Raw genomic sequence first — 15,499 nt, forward strand, 5'->3', positions numbered from 1 at the left:
CAGCGAGCGTGCTCGGCAGCACAGGTCGGGCGGTGCGCGGGCGCAGAGCCGTGGCGGAAGTGCCTCTCGACGGAGAAAACCTGCGGCTTCCGCGCCGGCCCGGAACGCATGCGGCTCTGCTCGGGCCGAGGTCAGGCCGTGGGCGGCGCCCACAGGTCGGTCACCAGTACACCGAGGCCGGTGAGCAGCTGTCGGAACAGCGGCAGCGAGAGACCGATGACGTTGCCGGGGTCGCCGTCCACGGAGTCGATGAAGGGAGCCGAGCGGCCGTCGAGCGTGAACGCCCCCGCCACGTGCAGCGGTTCCCCGGTGGCGACGTACGCCTCGATCTCGGCGTCGGTGGGCTCGCCGAACCGCACCACGGTGGAGGCGGTGGCGGAAGCGGTCCGGCCGTCGGCCGCGTCGATGACGCAGTGCCCGGTGCGCAGCACGCCGGACCGGCCGCGCATGGCGTGCCAGCGGCGGACGGCCTCCGCCGCGTCGGCGGGCTTGCCCAGCGCGGCACCGTCGAACTCCAGGACCGAGTCGCAACCGATGACGAGCGCGTCCGCCACCGCCGGCAGCGCCGCGACGGCGCCGGCCTTCGCCTCGGCCAGCACGCGGGCCAGCTCCTCGGGGGAGTCGGCGCTCAGCGCGTCCTCGTCGACCCCGCTGACGACGACCTCCGGCGCGAACCCGGTCTGGCGGAGCAGCGCCAGCCGCGCGGGAGAGCCGGATGCCAGCACCAGGCGGCGGGCGGGCCGAAGCGCGGGCGGCCCGGCCGGGCCGCCGTCGGCGGTCGCGGTCGGGTCGGGGGCCTCGGGGGAGGCGGGGGAGAACTGGGAAACCATGGAGCCAGCGTAATGCGGTGGGCGGGGGAGGGAAGGGGGGGGGGGCGGGACACCGCCCGCCGCGCCCGGTACGGGGCGGGCCGGTCACCGGCCCGCCCGCACGTCACTTCGTGAGGTAGGCGTCGATGATGGTCTGGACGGAGCGGTTGCCGTCGGTGTCCTCGGCGGTGGCGCGCAGGGAGACGGAGCCGCCGGCGGCGGGGTTGTGGACGTACACGAGTTGGCCGGTGTCCTTGGTGTGGACCGTGAGCTGCTCCCAGGTCTCGCCGTGGTCGAAGGAGGCTTCGACGGTGAGGTGGGCGGCGTCGCCGCCGGTGACGGTGAGCGGGACGGTCAGCTTCTTCTTGGCGGGCGCGGTGGAGTCCAGGGCGAGGTCGGGGGAGTAGCGGACCGCGAGCGGGCCGGTGATCTGCTCGAACTCTCCACTCGGTGCGGCGGTGAAGGTGTAGTCGACGGTCACCTCGGTGCTGACGGTGGTGTAGCCGAGGTGACCGCGCTCCGCGGTGCTGACCAGCCGGTACTCCGCCTCGCCCTCCGGCATGCGGGTTCCGACGAACTCGGCGGGCTCGTCGAACTCGGCGAGCACCTCACCGTCGCGGTAGAGCGTGCTCGACCCCTCGGTGACCGCACCACCCGTGTTCCCCGGTCCGTCGATGAAGTGCGAGACCTGGCCGATCAGGTGTCCGGACTGCTGGAAGACGCCCGATCCCTCGTCGATCGAGGGTCCGAACACTCCGATGTTCAGGATCACGTCGTAGGTCTCGCCCCCCACCACCGTTTCGTCCGGCGTGAAGTAGGTCGCGACCCCGTCGCCGTCGGTGTCGTTCTGGAAGAGGATGAGGCTCCACACGGAGCTCTCCTGCACCCGGACGGTCGTCTCGGCCGGCAGGTCGAGCAGGGCGGACCCGGCGATGAAGCCGGTCTCCGGCAGCGCGCTCAGTTCGCCGGTGACGCCCGGCGCGGGGCCGCCGACGCGGGCGGCGAGTTCGGCCATCTCTCCGTCGGTCGGGCGGTTGACGAGGCCGGTGGGCCAGCCCTCCCCGGCGGCGTAGAGGTACGAGAGGCCGCCGTCGGCGTCGGCGTGGGCGGAGGTGAAGCGGTGCAGCAGCTCGATGCCCTCACCCGGGTCGCCGAGCGACAGCGTGCGGACGCCGCCGCTGTCCCCCGGGAAGTAGTTCCCCTGCCAGACGTTCAGGCCGGTCGCGGTGTTGGTGACGTCCCAGCTGGTGATGAGCGCCATCGGCTCGGTGGCGCCGGGGGCCGCGAAGTCGACCTCACCGGTGTCGGCGAGCGCGACGTCCACGGTGGTGTCGGACGACAGGCTCAGCGAGGGGTGTATCGCGAGGTCCACGCCGGCGCCCTCGTCCTCGTAGCCGTTCTCCACCTGCAGGAAGTACTCGCCTTCGGGGAGGCGCGTGGTGAACGAGCCGTCGACGGCCTCGCCCCAGACGAGCTCGGCCTCGTCCAGGTCGAACACCAGGATGTCGGCGTACTCGGTGGTCAGCCCCTCGCGGTCGGTGATGTCGAGGGTGAGGTCGAAGTACTCCGGTTCGAGTTCGATGGTTCCGGCGGCGGCGACCTGCTGGTCGTCGCCGGTGGCGGTCACGAAGACGCCGTAGTCGCCGACGGCGCCGCCGGCGGTGGCGGGGGCGGCGGTGACCTCGACGGTGGTCTCGCTGCCGGCGGGGACGGTCACGGAGTCGTCCGTGATCTCGAACATGCCGTCGGGGGCGGTGCCGTCGGGGCCGGTGGTGGTGAGTGCCAGGTCGAGGGTGACGGCGTCGTCGCCGGTGTTGCGGTAGGTGAGTTCGCGGGTGACCGGGTCGGCCTGGTCGCTCGGGTACTGGACCGCGCCGAAGTCGAGGGTGGTGGTGTCGGTGGTGACGGTCTGGGTGATCGCCCGTTCGACGTCGAGCCGGCCGGTGCCCTGCTGGATCGGTGCCGGGCCGTCGAGAACCGCGGCGGAGCTGGTCAGCGCGGTCTTGAGCTGTTGGCCGGTCCAGTCGGGGTGGGCCTGGGCCAGGATGGCGGCGGCTCCGGCCACGTGGGGTGCTGCCATCGAGGTGCCGTCGATGGCGGCGTAGCCGTCGGCGACGGGGGTCCCCACCTGGTCGATGAAACTGCCCTCGACGACGGCCGCGCCGATGTCCGAACCGGGCGCGGTGATCTCCGGCTTCAGCGCGCCGTCGGCGGTGCGCGGGCCGACCGAGGAGAAGTCGGAGATCTCGTCGTCCTTGGTGACCGAGCCGACCGTCAGCGCCGCGTCCGCGACGCCGGGCGTGCCGATGGTCCTCGCCTCGGGGCCGTCGTTCCCGGCGGCGATCACGAAGAGCACGTCCGTCTCGGCCGAGATGCGGTCGACGGCGTCGGCCATCGGGTCGGGCCCCTGCGACGCCGGCGCCCCGAGGCTCATGTTGATGACGTCGGCGCCGGAGTCGGCGGCCCACTCCATCCCCTCGATGATCCACGACTCCAGGCCCTCGCCGTTGTCGTTGAGGACCTTGCCGCTGATCAGGTCGGCGCCGGGGGCGACGCCGCGGTAGGCGCCGTCGGAGCGGGCGCCGGTGCCTGCGGCGATGGAGGCGACGTGGGTGCCGTGACCGTCGACGTCGTCGGTGCTCTCCGCGTCGGTGAAGTTCTCGGCGAGCTTCACCTTGTCCTCGAAGTCGCCGTGGTCGGCGGCGATTCCGGTGTCGAGGACGGCGATGGTGGTGCCGGTGCCGTCCAGCCCCTCGGCCCAGGCGGCGGGGGCGCCGACCTGCGCGGTGCTGGTGTCGAGCATGCTCCGCACGATGCGGTCGAGGGAGACCGTCGCGATGCCGGGAGCGGTCGTGAGCGACCCGTCCTCGGTGGTGCTCTCGGTGAGGGTCTCCCAGACGGAGGCGTCGTTCTCGTCGGCGAGGGTGAGGGCGTCGGCGTCCACGATGTCGAGGGCGGTGCGGAGTTCGACGTCGGGTTCGGCGCGCAGCTCGGAGCGGGCGGTGGTCCGGCCGTCCTCGTAGCTGACGATCAGCGGGGTACCCGCGAACCGCTCGTACTGCGGCCGGGAGAGTTCGCCGATGTCGAACAGCGAGCGGTCCAGCGTGCCGTCGGCGATCAGGGCGACGGCGTCACGCGGCAGCACCAGCGTGGTGCCGTCGTGCTCCAGCACCCGCACCGGGACGTCCTCCCGGCCGGGCGCCGGATGGACCGCGGCGACGCTGCCGTCGGCCCGCAGGGTCACGCGGTCCCCGGTGACGAGGGTGAGTACGCCTCCGGAGCCGGAGGCGTCGGTGACGCCCGCGCCGTCGGGGCCACTCGGCCCGCCGGTGGCGGCAGAGGCTCCTCCGAGCCCCGCGGTGAGCGCCAGCGCCACCGCCGCCGCGGAGACCGCTGTCACCGTTCTGTTTTGTCGCATGCTCAACTCGGCTCCCTGAAGGGCAGGTTGATGAAAGCAGAGAGGAAGCGCCCTCCTCTGCGCCGCGGAACATACCGAGTATGGAGGTCGCTGCGCCAGAGGGTGATCACCGTCGCGGCGCAGCCCCGGGTCGGGGGTCTCCCGGTCGGCAGGGCGGCGCCATGGTTCCCGAAACGCGGATTCAGGCTCGTTCTCGCCGTCACCCCTGGAGCTGGGTGTCAGTGCAGCCCCGGCCGTCGCCCCGCGTGGGAAGAGGGGGGATGCCGTCGGTGGGTGCGGCGGCCCGGCGGCCCGGCGCTGAGTCCATCCGGCGGGAAATCGGCCACGGAGTGGCGCTCGCGGCGGTGTGCCGACGGCCGCCGGGGGATCACATGCGCGCGCCGGCCGCGGCAGGTGTGATGCGGATCACTGCGGGTGCGGCTCCGGTGCGGACGGTGGGCCGTCCGCACCGGAGCGTGGGTCAGCGGGTCAGGTAGGCGTCGATGATGGTCTGGATGGAGCGGTTGCCGTCGGCGTCCTCGGCGGTGGCGCGCAGCGAGACGGAGCCGCCGGCGGCGGGGTTGTGGACGTACACGAGTTGGCCGGTGTCCTTGGTGTGGACCTTGAGCTGCTCCCAGGTCTCGCCGTGGTCGAAGGAGGCTTCGACGGTGAGGTGGGCGGCGTCGCCGCCGGTGACGGTGAGCGGGACGGTCAGCTTCTTCTTGGCGGGGGCGGTGGAGTCCAGGGCGAGGTCGGGGGAGTAGCGGACGGCGAGCGGGCCGGTGATCTGCTCGAAATCCTCGCTCGGCGCGGCGGTGAAGGTGTAGTCGACGGTCACCTCGGTGCTCACCGCGGCATAGCCCAGGTCGTGGCGGTCGGCGGTGCTGACCAGGCGGTACTCCGCCTCGCCCTCGGGGATACGCTCCGCCACGTACTCGGCGGACTCGTCGAGCTCGGCGAGCACCTCACCGTCGCGGTAGAGCGTGCCTGACCCCTCGTTGGCTGCTGCGCCCCAGCGGCCGACCGGTTCCACGAAGTGGGGGACATGCGCCAGCAGGTAGCCCCCTTCCAGGAAGACGCCCAGACCGTCGTCGACCAGCGGTCCGAACACCCCCACGTTCACGGTCCGCGTGTGGGAGCTGCCGGGCTCCAGCGACGTGGGTGGCGTCACAGACATGGCCACGGAGTCGCCGTCCGCCTTGAACTGCGCGAACTCCACGAACCAGTCGGTGGCCGCGGCCTGGAGCTGAAGCGTCACGTCACCGGGGAGGTCGACGACGGGGCCGAGGGGCGCCATCTCGTCTCCCGCGCCTGCGGCCACGCTCCCGAGCGTGCCGGGCACAGAGGCGCCCGCCGAGACCACCATCTCGGCCATCTCGGCCGCCGACGCGTGGTTGACCAGCCCGGTGGGGAAGCCCTCGCCGGCGCTGTGCAGGTACGAGGCGCTGTTCTCGCTCGCCGGGTGGAACGTGGTGAACGCGTGGGTGAGGTCGATCGCCGGTGACGCCTCGCCGAGGGACAGGGTGCCGATGCCCTCCGGGAGCCCGGGGAAGAAGAAGCCGGACTCGAAGCCCTGACCGTTCTCGTGCCTGATGGAGTAGCTGCCGACCAGCTCGTCGAGGGCCGACCCGTCCGGCGCGACGAAGTCGATCGGGCGCGCCTCGGCGAACGCCACCTCGACGGTGATGTCCTCGGTCACGGTGAGGCCGGGGTGCAGCGCGAGGTCCAGACCGGTCCACTCGCCGTCCGACTCGTGGTCGGCGTACGCCTCGACCACGTACTCGCCCTCGGTGACGCGCTGCTGGACGACGCCGTCCTCGGCCAGGCTCCAGAAGAACTGACCCGTGGTGAGGTCCACTCCGATGACCGAGCTGAACGGGGCGGGCTCGCCGTCGCGGCCGGTGATGTCGAGGGTGAGGTCGAAGAGCTCCGGTTCGAGTTCGATGGTTCCGGCGGCGCGGACCTGCTGGTCGTCGCCGGTCGCAGTGACGAAGACGCCGTAGTGGCCGGTCTCGCCACCCGCGACGCCCGGGGTCGCGGTGACCTCGACCGATGCCTCGCCGCCGGCGGGGACGGTCAGGGTCTCCTCGGCGGCGGTGAACATGCCGTCAGGGGCGGTGCCGTCGGGGCCGGTGGTGGTGAGCGCCAGGTCGAGGGTGATGTGGGTGTCGCCCGCGTTGCGGTAGGTGAGTTCGCGGGTGACCGGGTCGGCCTGCTCGCTCGGGTACTCCACCGCGCCGAAGTCCAGGGTGGTGGTGTCGGCGGTGACGGTCTGGCTGATCGCCCGTTCGACGTCGAGCCGGCCGGTGCCCTGCTCGATCGGTGCCGGGCCGTCGAGAGCGGCGGTGGCGCTGGTCAGCGCGGTCTTGAGCTGCGCACCGGTCCAGTCCGGGCGGGCCTGGGCCAGGATGGCCGCCGCGCCCGCCACGTGGGGTGCCGCCATGGAGGTGCCGTCGATGGCGGCGTAGCCGTCGGCGACCGGGGTGCCGACCAGATCGACGTAGCTGCCCTCGACGACTGCCGCGCCGATGTCCGAACCGGGCGCGGTGATCTCCGGCTTCAGGGCGCCGCCGGTGATCCGGGGCCCGATTCCGGAGAACTCCGAGATCTCGTCGTCCTTGGTGACCGAGCCGACGGTGAGGGCGGCGTCGGCGACACCCGGGGAGTCGATGGTCCCGTTGCTCGGGCCGGAGTTGCCGGCGGCGATCACGAAGAGCACGTCCGTTTCGGCCGAGATGCGGTCGACGGCGTCGGCCATCGGGTCGGGGCCCAGCGACGCCGGCGCCCCGAGGCTCATGTTGATGACGTCGGCGCCGGAGTCGGCGGCCCACTCCATGCCCTCGATGATCCAGGACTCCATTCCGGAGCCGTCGTCGTTGAGGACCTTGCCGTTGAGCAGGTCGGCGCCGGGGGCGACGCCGCGGTAGGTGCCGTCTGACCGGGCGCCGGTGCCGGCGGCGATGGAGGCGACGTGGGTGCCGTGACCGAACGGGTCGTCGGTGTCCGCCGCGTCGGTGAAGTTCTCGGCGAGCTTCACCTTGTCCTCGAAGTCGCCGTGGTCGGCCGAGATCCCGGTGTCGAGGACCGCGATGGTAGTGCCGGTGCCGTCCAGCCCCTCCGCCCAGGCGGCGGGGGCGCCGACCTGCGCGGTGCTCGTGTCGAGGCTGCTCCGCACGATGCGGTCGAGTGATACACCCGTGATGCCCGGGGCCGCTGCGAGGGAGCGGTCCGCCGCCCCCGCCTCGGTGAGGGTCTCCCAGACCGAGGCGTCGCCCTCCTCGGAGTGGGTGACGGCGTCGGCGTCCACGATGTCCAGCGCCGAGCGCAGCTCGACGTCGGGCTCGGCGCGCAGCTCCGAGCGGGCGGTGCTGGTGCCGTCCTCATAGCCGACGATCAGCGGGGTACCCGCGAACCGCTCGTACTGCGGCCGCGACAGTTCGCCGATGTCGAACAGGGAACGGTCCACCGTGCCCTCGGCGATCAGCGCGACGGCGTCACGCGGCAGCACCAGCGTGGTGCCGTCGTGCTCGATGACCCGCACCGGTATGTCCTCGCGGCCGGGCGCCGGGTGGATCGCGGCGACGGAACCGTCCGCGGCCAGCACGACCTTGTCACCGGTGAGCAGCGTGATCGCGCCCCTCGGGGTCGGCGCGCTCGTCGTCGCGTTCCCGTCGCTCCCGGGCGGGGCTGCGGCGGCGCCTCCGCCGAGGCCGGCGGCCAGCGCCACGGCTATGGCCGAGGCGGTGGTCGCCACCGCTGCCCTTCTCTTCTTCGTGCTCAACATGCCCCCAGGCGTGTGTGGTTGACGCGTGGCCGACACGGACGCCTGCCACGGCGCCGGTGAACATACCGAGTATGGAATGACACGGAAAGAGCGCCTGCGGCCTGGAAGTCAGTCGTGGCGCGCGAGGGGGCGCGCGGGGTTTTCGGCTGGAGGGGGAGGGGTAACCCGCTCGCCGTCATCGGAGGCGAGGACTCCGCTTCGTGGTGCGACGGCGACGGTGCGCGGAACGTACCCGCCATGGACCGCCGGTCAGCCGGCGCAGGGTCGGGGGGTGCGCGCGGAGCACAGCGTTCCGGGCGGGCGGATGTGCCGGGGGCGCCGGGGCTGTCGCCCGGGAAGGCCGCGGTGGCGGCGGGGCCGAACCCGGTCCACGGCGACGGGCGGTGTGGCCGGAAGGAAGGGTGCGTGGTCTATGTCACACCTCCGGGCGGCGCGCGGGGCGGCGGTCTCAGGCCAGCAGCAGCGCGGCCACCACCGACGCGGCGGCGATCAGCCACACCGCGCGGCGCAGCCGCTGCCGCAGCGAACGCTCACGGTCGGCGGAGCCGTCGCGCAGGTCGTGCAGGTCGTGCCAGAGCATGCTGCCGACCCTGCCAGGAGCGGCGCGGCCGCGCCTGAGTACCCGTACTCAGATCCGTGGCCGCTGCACCCGGGCCCGGCGTCGGCCCCGCGGCCACCCCGCCCCGCCGACCCGCCCCGCCACCCGGCGCCTGCCGCCCGTGGCGGGTCAGGTGGGCCAGTGGCTGGTGCGCCAGGTGTTCGGCCCGGGAGCGGGCGCCGCCCCCGGCAGGGCCAGCGCGGGCGCGCCCCAGGCCGAGACCGCTACCGGGCCGCCCGGCCCGCCCGGTGCCGCCGCCAGCCGGACCCGCACCACCGCGAGCGCCGCGGCCAGCTCCTCCGGGGTCGGGTTGCCCCGCACCACCCGGATGGTCTCCGGCTCGGCGCCGTCCTCCCGCGCCCGTGGTCCGTCCATCTCCGCCACCGCCTTCCTGCCGCCCTGCCTGGTCCGTCGTCCGTCAGCCGGTCCGAACGCCGCTGCGGGCGGGGGTCCCCGCCCGCCGCGACACCGGCGCCGAACCCGCTCAGAGCGGGATGTTGCCGTGCTTCTTCGGCGGGAGCTTCTCCCGCTTGGTGCGCAGCTGGCGCAGCCCGCGCGCCACCTGACGCCGGGTGTCCGAGGGCATGATCACCGCGTCCACGTAGCCGCGCTCGGCTGCCGCGTACGGGTTGAGCAGGGCGTCTTCGTACTCCTGGGTGAGCTGCGCCCGCAGCGCCTCGCGCTCGGCGTCGTCCGCCACGGCCGCCAGGCGGCGGCGGTGCAGGATGTTGACCGCGCCCTGGGCGCCCATCACCGCGACCTGGGCCGTCGGCCACGCCAGGTTGAGGTCGGCCCCCAGGTGCTTGGAGCCCATCACGTCGTACGCGCCGCCGAACGCCTTCCGGGTGATCACGGTGATCAGCGGCACCGTCGCCTCCGCGTAGGCGTAGATCAGCTTGGCGCCCCGCCGGATGATCCCGCCGTACTCCTGGTCGGTGCCGGGGAGGAAGCCGGGGACGTCCACGAAGGTCAGCACCGGGATGTTGTACGCGTCGCAGGTCCGCACGAACCGCGCGGCCTTCTCCGAGGCGTCGATGTCCAGGCAGCCCGCCAGCTGCATCGGCTGGTTGGCGACGACGCCCACCGAGCGGCCCTCCACCCGGCCGAAGCCGGTGAGGATGTTCGGGGCGAACAGCGGCTGGGTCTCCAGGAAGTCGCCGTCGTCCAGGACGTGCTCGATCACCTGGTGCATGTCGTACGGCTGGTTGGCGGAGTCCGGGACGATCGCGTCCAGCTCGCGGTCGGCCGCCGTCACCTCCGGCTCGGTCTCCTCCGGGTAGGCCGGCGGCTCCGACAGGTTGTTGGACGGCAGGTAGGACAGCAGCGCCTTCACGTAGTCGACGGCGTCCTTCTCGTCGCCCGCCATGTAGTGCGCCACCCCGGAGGTGGTGTTGTGGGTGCGGGCACCGCCGAGCTGCTCGAAGCCGACGTCCTCGCCCGTCACCGTCCGGATGACGTCGGGACCGGTGATGAACATGTGCGAGGTCTTGTCGACCATGACCGTGAAGTCGGTGATGGCGGGGGAGTAGACGGCACCGCCCGCGCACGGCCCCACGATCAGCGAGATCTGCGGCACCACCCCCGAGGCGTGCACGTTGCGGCGGAAGATCTCCGCGAACAGCCCGAGCGCGACCACGCCCTCCTGGATCCGGGCGCCGCCGCCGTCGTTGATCCCGATGACCGGGCAGCCCGTCCGCAGCGCGAAGTCCATGACCTTGACGATCTTCTCGCCGTAGACCTCGCCCAGCGAGCCGCCGAAGACCGTGAAGTCCTGCGAGTAGACGCACACCGGGCGGCCGTCCACCGTGCCGTACCCGGTGACCACGCCGTCGCCGTACGGCCGGTTCGCCTCGATGCCGAAGCTCACCGAGCGGTGGCGCGCGAACTCGTCCAGCTCGGTGAAGGAGCCCTCGTCCAGCAGCAGGTCGATGCGCTCGCGTGCCGTCAGCTTGCCCTTGGCGTGCTGCCGCTCCACCGCCCGCGCCGACCCGGCGTGCACTGCCTCCTCGGACCGGCGGCGGAAGTCCGCCAGCTTGCCCGCCGTGGTCTGGGGCGCCGCGTCGCCCGTCTCCGCGGCGGCGGCCACCGCGGCGTGGTCCGCCGGGACGGAACGGTTCTCCTGGTCGCGCACGGCTGCGGCTCCTACTCGTCATCGGGTTGGCTACCGATGCGTAGGTTAACGGCGGTTGCCGCCGAACCCCAGTGCGGCGTCGACCACAACCGTCCGCCCACCTGCCGCGCGGCCCCGCGGGAGGCGGTTGGGCGCCCCGGTCGGCGCGGGCGGCGACGGCGCCGAGACCCTAGTCTGAGCCCATGACCGCACGACCTTCCGCCGCCGCACGCTGGTCGGATCTCGACCGCCCCCCGTTGAGCGCCCCGGCGCTGCGCCGCGCGCTCACCGGCCCCGACGGACCGTGGACCTCACTGGAGGTCACCGCCTCCACCGGCTCCACCAACGCCGACCTGGTGGCGGCCGCCCGCGCGGGCACCGCTGCCCCCGGCGCCGTCCTGGTCGCGGAGGAGCAGACCGCGGGCCGCGGCCGGCTGGGACGCGGTTGGACCGCCCCGCCTCGCTCCGGGATCTTCTTCTCCGTGCTTCTCGCGCCGGAGCCGGACCCCGCGCGCTGGGGCTGGCTGCCGCTGCTCGCCGGTGTCGCCACCGCCGCCGCCCTGTCGCGCACCGCGGGGGTCGACACCGCGCTGAAGTGGCCGAACGACCTGCTGGTCACCGTCGAGGGGGCGGAGCGCAAGGCCGGCGGGATACTGGCCGAGCGGGTGGACACCGCCGACGGCACCCCCGCCGTCGTCATCGGCATCGGCATCAACGTCACCCCCCGCGACGACGAGCTTCCCGTCCCCACCGCCGCCTCGCTGCGGCAGGCCGGCGCCACCGTCACCGACCGGGACCCGCTGCTGCGGGCCGTCCTGCGGTCCCTGGCCGAGTGGTACGGGACCTGGGCCGATACCGGCGGGGACGCCTGCGAGGCGGGGGTGCAGGCGGCGTACGTCGCCGGGTGCGCCACGCTGGGCCGCCCGGTCGCCGCGCTGCTGCCGGGCGGCCGGGAACTGCAGGGCGACGCGACCGCCCTCGACGGCGACGGCCGCCTGGTGATCACCGACAGCGGCGGCAGCCGTCACGCGGTGGGCGCGGGTGACATCGTCCACCTGCGCGCCCGGGGCGACTGACCCGGAGCGCGCCCGTCGTCCGCACGCGGGGCGAACCGGACACCACCCACGGGAACCGGCCGAGCCGCCCGGGCGGCGGCGCCGGGCCGGTGGCCCGGTCCGGCGCGCGGGCGACCGACCCCGCCGGGCGGACACCAGGGCCGACCGGCCCGGCCTCCGCACCCGACCGGCCCGCCCACCCGTCCGGGCGGGTGCGCCCGGGGGCGGACCTGGGCAGACATCCGTGCGACGGGTCGGCGCTGCCGTAGGGTGGTGCGAGGACAGCGGCGCGCCGGGCGCGGCGGAGCGGAGCGGTAGGGCGAGTGAGCGGCGAAGGGACTCTCACACCGGAAACGGCGAGGCGGCGCCGGTGAGCGACACGCCAACGCCCGCCGGTGACGACGGTCCGGAGGACCACGACGACAACGTGGCGCTCCGGCTCGAACAGCTGATCATCGGGGCCGAACGCGAGTACACGCCCTTCCAGGCGGCCAAGGCCGCGGGCGTCCCCATGGAGATGGCCTCCCGGTTCTGGCGCGCGATGGGCTTCCCCGACATCGGGCAGGCCAAGGCGCTGACCGAGGCCGACGTCCTCGCGCTGCGGCGCCTCGCCGGGCTCGTGGAGGCCGGGCTGCTCAGCGAGCCCATGGCCGTGCAGGTGGCCCGCTCGACCGGTCAGACCACCGCCCGACTGGCGGACTGGCAGATCGACTCCTTCCTCGAGGGCCTCACCGAGCCCCCCGAGCCCGGGATGACCCGCTCCGAGGTGGCCTATCCGCTGGTCGAACTGCTGCTGCCCGAGCTGGAGGAGTTCCTCGTCTACGTCTGGCGGCGCCAACTGGCCGCCGCCGCGGGCCGAGTCGTGCAGGAGCAGGACGACGCCGAGCTGGTCGACCGACGGCTCGCCGTCGGCTTCGCCGACCTGGTGGGCTTTACGCGCCTCACCCGGCGGCTGGAGGAGGAGGAGCTCGGCGAGCTCGTCGAGACCTTCGAGACGACCGCCGCCGACCAGGTGGCGGAGCACGGCGGCCGTCTCATCAAGACCCTCGGCGACGAGGTGCTCTTCGCGGCCGACGATGCCGCCACCGCCGCCGGTATCGGCCTGCGGCTCATCGAGACCATGGCCGACAACCCGATCCTGCCGGAGCTGCGTGTCGGCATCGCCTTCGGCACGGTCACCACCCGGATGGGCGACGTCTTCGGCAACACGGTCAACCTCGCCAGCAGGCTGACCTCCATAGCGCCCAAGGACGCGGTGCTGGTGGATGACGCCATGCGCAAGGAGCTGACCGCGGCGGGCGCCGCCCCCGCGCCGGGGCCCGGCGACCCCGCGCCGGACGGCCGCGACCACCGGTTCACGTTGCGCCCGCTGCACCAGCGACCGGTGCGCGGACTCGGCATCATCGCGCCCTGGCAGCTCACCCGACCGGGCTGACCCCGCCCGGCCCGGCGCCCGACTCCTCCCGGTCGGGCCGACCGGGCACGAGCAGCCCGTCCCGCCCGGGCCCGACCCGGTGGACTCCGGCGCCTGGCGGGGCGCGGTGGCCCGTAAGCGCGCCCGGCGCGCACCCTCCCGCAGGCGGGCGCGCGGTGGCATGATGCGCTGCGTCGAGTGGTGAGCGAGCGTTAACAAGGGGAGCGGACCATGGCCTCGGTGACGGAGTCGGGCAACGGCGCGGACGGCGGAGCGCACGGCGGCGCGGGCGACGGCCCCGGCCGGGAGGGCGCGGAGGACCGCTACGGTGACTGGGTCGCGGTGCGTCGTCATGCCGGCAGGGTCGCGGAGCTGGTCCTGGACCGGCCGCGTGCGATGAACGCCGTCTCCACGGAGATGGCCCGGCAGCTCGGCGAGGCGTGCGCGGCGCTCGCCGCCACCCGGGAGATCTCGGCGGTGGTCCTGAGCTCCACCCACGAGCGCGCCTTCTGCGTGGGGGCGGACCTGAAGGAGCGCAACTCCCTGACCGATGCCGAGCTGGTCCGGCAGCGCCCCTACGCGCGCGCCGCCTACGGCGGGGTGCTGGCGCTGCCGATGCCGACCGTCGCCGCGGTCCACGGGTTCGCGCTGGGGGGCGGCTACGAGCTGGCGCTCTCCTGCGACCTGATCGTGGCGGACGAGACCGCCGTCGTGGGGTTGCCGGAGGTCTCGGTCGGCGTCATCCCCGGCGGCGGCGGCACGCAGCTGCTGCCGCGCCGCGTGGGTGCGGCCCGCGCCGCGGAGCTGATCTTCAGTGCGCGCCGGGTGGCGGCCGCCGAGGCCGGGGAGCTGGGACTGGTCGACCGGGTGGTGCCGGCGGGCACCGATCGCGAGGTCGCGCTGGAGCTGGCCGGGCGGATCGCCGCCAACTCCCCGATCGGCCTGCGCGCGGCGAAGAAGGCGCTGCGCACCGGCTGGGGGATGGATGTGACGGCGGCGATGGAGATCGAGGACGCGGCCTGGCGGACCGTCGCCTTCTCCGGTGACCGGGCCGAGGGCGTTGCGGCCTTCAACGAGAAGCGGACGCCGGACTGGCCCGGGGAGTAGCGTGCCGCCCCGCGCTGGGCCGGGTGGCGGGGCCGCTGTCCTCCGGGCTCGTGACTCCTCGCAATTGCACCCGGCGCGCCCGGCGAAAAGGTACAAACCGCAATAATGTGTCCGCATGGGAGAGGACGCTCGGCTGCGGGCCGTGGTGGAGCTGGCGCAGGCGATGGCGGCGGCGGGTGACCTCGCGGCCGCCGTGCGCACCGTGGCGGAGACCGCCCGGCGGGCGCTCGACGGCGGGTTCGCCGCCGTCTCGGTCTGGGAGCGGGAGCGGGGCCGGCTGCGCGTGCTGGTCAACAGCGGAGAACTCGCGCCCGGCGAGGTGGAGTTCCCCGTCGACGAGTCCTACCCGGTGCATGACTTCCCGGAGATCGCGGGCTTCTCGCCCAGTGGTTGGACGGCCGGGGTGGAGCCCCGCGCCTGGATCGAGACCGCCGACGACGCGGCGGCCGCGACCGGCGCCGCGGACGACACCGCGACCGGCGCCGCGGCGGGCGCCTTGGCCCGGTACTGCGCCGCGTCGGCGAGCCGGAACAGCCGGCGGGCGGAGACCACCGGCCCGATGCTCCGGCCGGTCGAGGCGACCCCGCAGGCCACCCCCTGTCCGAGCTCCAGCGCGTCCGCCCGGCGGCAGATCTCCCGTGCCACCCGGATCACCTCCGGGGCGGTGGAGCCGACGGCCACCAGGCAGAACTCGTCGCCACCGAGCCGGGCGGCGAGAGAGCCGGGGAGTTGGGCGCCGCAGAGCGAGAGCACCGAGGCGAAACGTTCAAGCAGGTGGTCGCCCGCCACATGGCCCAGTGAGTCGTTGACACCCTTCAGGCCGTTGACGTCGCAGACGACGAGACTGACGGCGGTGCCGTCCCGGCGGTGGTCGCCGACCGCGTCCTCCAGCAGCGCGTCCACGGCCCGCCGGTTGGCGAGCCCGGTCAACGGGTCGGTGTACGCCAGCTTCCTGATCTCCGCGAGCCGCTCGTGGTGCATCAGCCCACTGGCGGCGACCTCGGCGAGGACGGTGGCGAACGCCGCCTCGGGCGGCCCGAGCGGCAGCGCGTCCACCCCGCGCGCCACGTACAGCTCACCCCAGGCGCGACCGTGCACCACCACCGGCGCGACCACACAGCTGCCGCGGTGGCGACGGCGCAGCGCGGCCGCGCGATCCGCAGGAGAGTCGAGGGGACGGGGCGGCGCGAGCTGCCGCGCCGTCCCCACCGACAGTCCGAGGAGG

At 74.0% G+C, this 15,499-nt stretch carries 10 protein-coding genes and 1 pseudogene; 4 read left to right on the forward strand and 7 right to left on the reverse strand.

Going from position 1 to position 15,499, the window contains the following annotated elements; translation table 11 throughout:
* Window positions 1–131: 131 nt before the first annotated feature.
* The 6 genes from HCN52_RS13320 to HCN52_RS13340 all read right to left on the reverse strand — a co-directional run bounded on the left by HCN52_RS13320 (window position 132) and on the right by HCN52_RS13340 (window position 10,674).
* Entirely contained in the window at window positions 132–830 is a 699-nt protein-coding gene (locus HCN52_RS13320; RefSeq protein ID WP_168088652.1) for a Maf family protein, read from the reverse strand.
* A 103-nt stretch (window positions 831–933) separates the two neighbouring features.
* Complete coding sequence (locus tag HCN52_RS13325; RefSeq protein WP_168088653.1) at window positions 934–4,227, reverse strand: S8 family serine peptidase; 3,294 nt, start codon at window positions 4,225–4,227, stop codon at window positions 934–936.
* A 460-nt stretch (window positions 4,228–4,687) separates the two neighbouring features.
* Complete coding sequence (locus HCN52_RS25940; RefSeq protein WP_168088654.1) at window positions 4,688–7,990, reverse strand: S8 family serine peptidase; 3,303 nt, start codon at window positions 7,988–7,990, stop codon at window positions 4,688–4,690.
* A gap of 448 nt (window positions 7,991–8,438) precedes the next feature.
* The gene (mmpB, locus tag HCN52_RS25945; RefSeq protein ID WP_280923913.1) at window positions 8,439–8,570 is read right to left on the reverse strand and encodes a morphogenic membrane protein MmpB; all 132 of its coding nucleotides are present in this window, start codon (window positions 8,568–8,570) and stop codon (window positions 8,439–8,441) included.
* A 147-nt stretch (window positions 8,571–8,717) separates the two neighbouring features.
* Window positions 8,718–8,963: an acyl-CoA carboxylase subunit epsilon gene (locus tag HCN52_RS13335; RefSeq protein ID WP_168088655.1), complete on the reverse strand. Its 246-nt coding sequence runs from the start codon at window positions 8,961–8,963 to the stop codon at window positions 8,718–8,720.
* 109 nt (window positions 8,964–9,072) lie between these two features.
* Window positions 9,073–10,674, reverse strand: coding sequence for an acyl-CoA carboxylase subunit beta (locus HCN52_RS13340; RefSeq protein WP_168088660.1), 1,602 nt, complete (start codon window positions 10,672–10,674; stop codon window positions 9,073–9,075).
* 227 nt (window positions 10,675–10,901) lie between these two features.
* On the opposite strand from HCN52_RS13340, the gene HCN52_RS13345 reads away from it, so the two are divergent.
* From HCN52_RS13345 to HCN52_RS25420, 4 genes and pseudogenes are all read left to right on the forward strand, one after another.
* Window positions 10,902–11,774 (forward strand): biotin--[acetyl-CoA-carboxylase] ligase, encoded by an 873-nt coding sequence (locus HCN52_RS13345; protein WP_168088656.1) that lies wholly within the window; start codon window positions 10,902–10,904, stop codon window positions 11,772–11,774.
* A gap of 349 nt (window positions 11,775–12,123) precedes the next feature.
* Window positions 12,124–13,188 (forward strand): adenylate/guanylate cyclase domain-containing protein, encoded by a 1,065-nt coding sequence (locus HCN52_RS13350; protein WP_312876680.1) that lies wholly within the window; start codon window positions 12,124–12,126, stop codon window positions 13,186–13,188.
* A 210-nt stretch (window positions 13,189–13,398) separates the two neighbouring features.
* Window positions 13,399–14,274, forward strand: a complete 876-nt coding sequence (locus tag HCN52_RS13355) for an enoyl-CoA hydratase/isomerase family protein (protein WP_168088658.1) — start codon at window positions 13,399–13,401, stop codon at window positions 14,272–14,274.
* 115 nt (window positions 14,275–14,389) lie between these two features.
* A pseudogene (locus HCN52_RS25420) lies at window positions 14,390–14,719 on the forward strand (diguanylate cyclase); the annotation flags it as partial.
* Here the strand turns inward: HCN52_RS25420 and HCN52_RS13360 are convergent.
* The coding region (locus tag HCN52_RS13360; protein ID WP_168088659.1) for a GGDEF domain-containing protein at window positions 14,617–15,499 on the reverse strand (883 nt) is incomplete at its 5' end. The pseudogene HCN52_RS25420 and the gene HCN52_RS13360 overlap by 103 nt on opposite strands.

The sequence above is a fragment of the Streptomyces bohaiensis genome, from assembly GCF_012033785.1.
Taxonomy (GTDB): domain Bacteria; phylum Actinomycetota; class Actinomycetes; order Streptomycetales; family Streptomycetaceae; genus Streptomyces; species Streptomyces bohaiensis.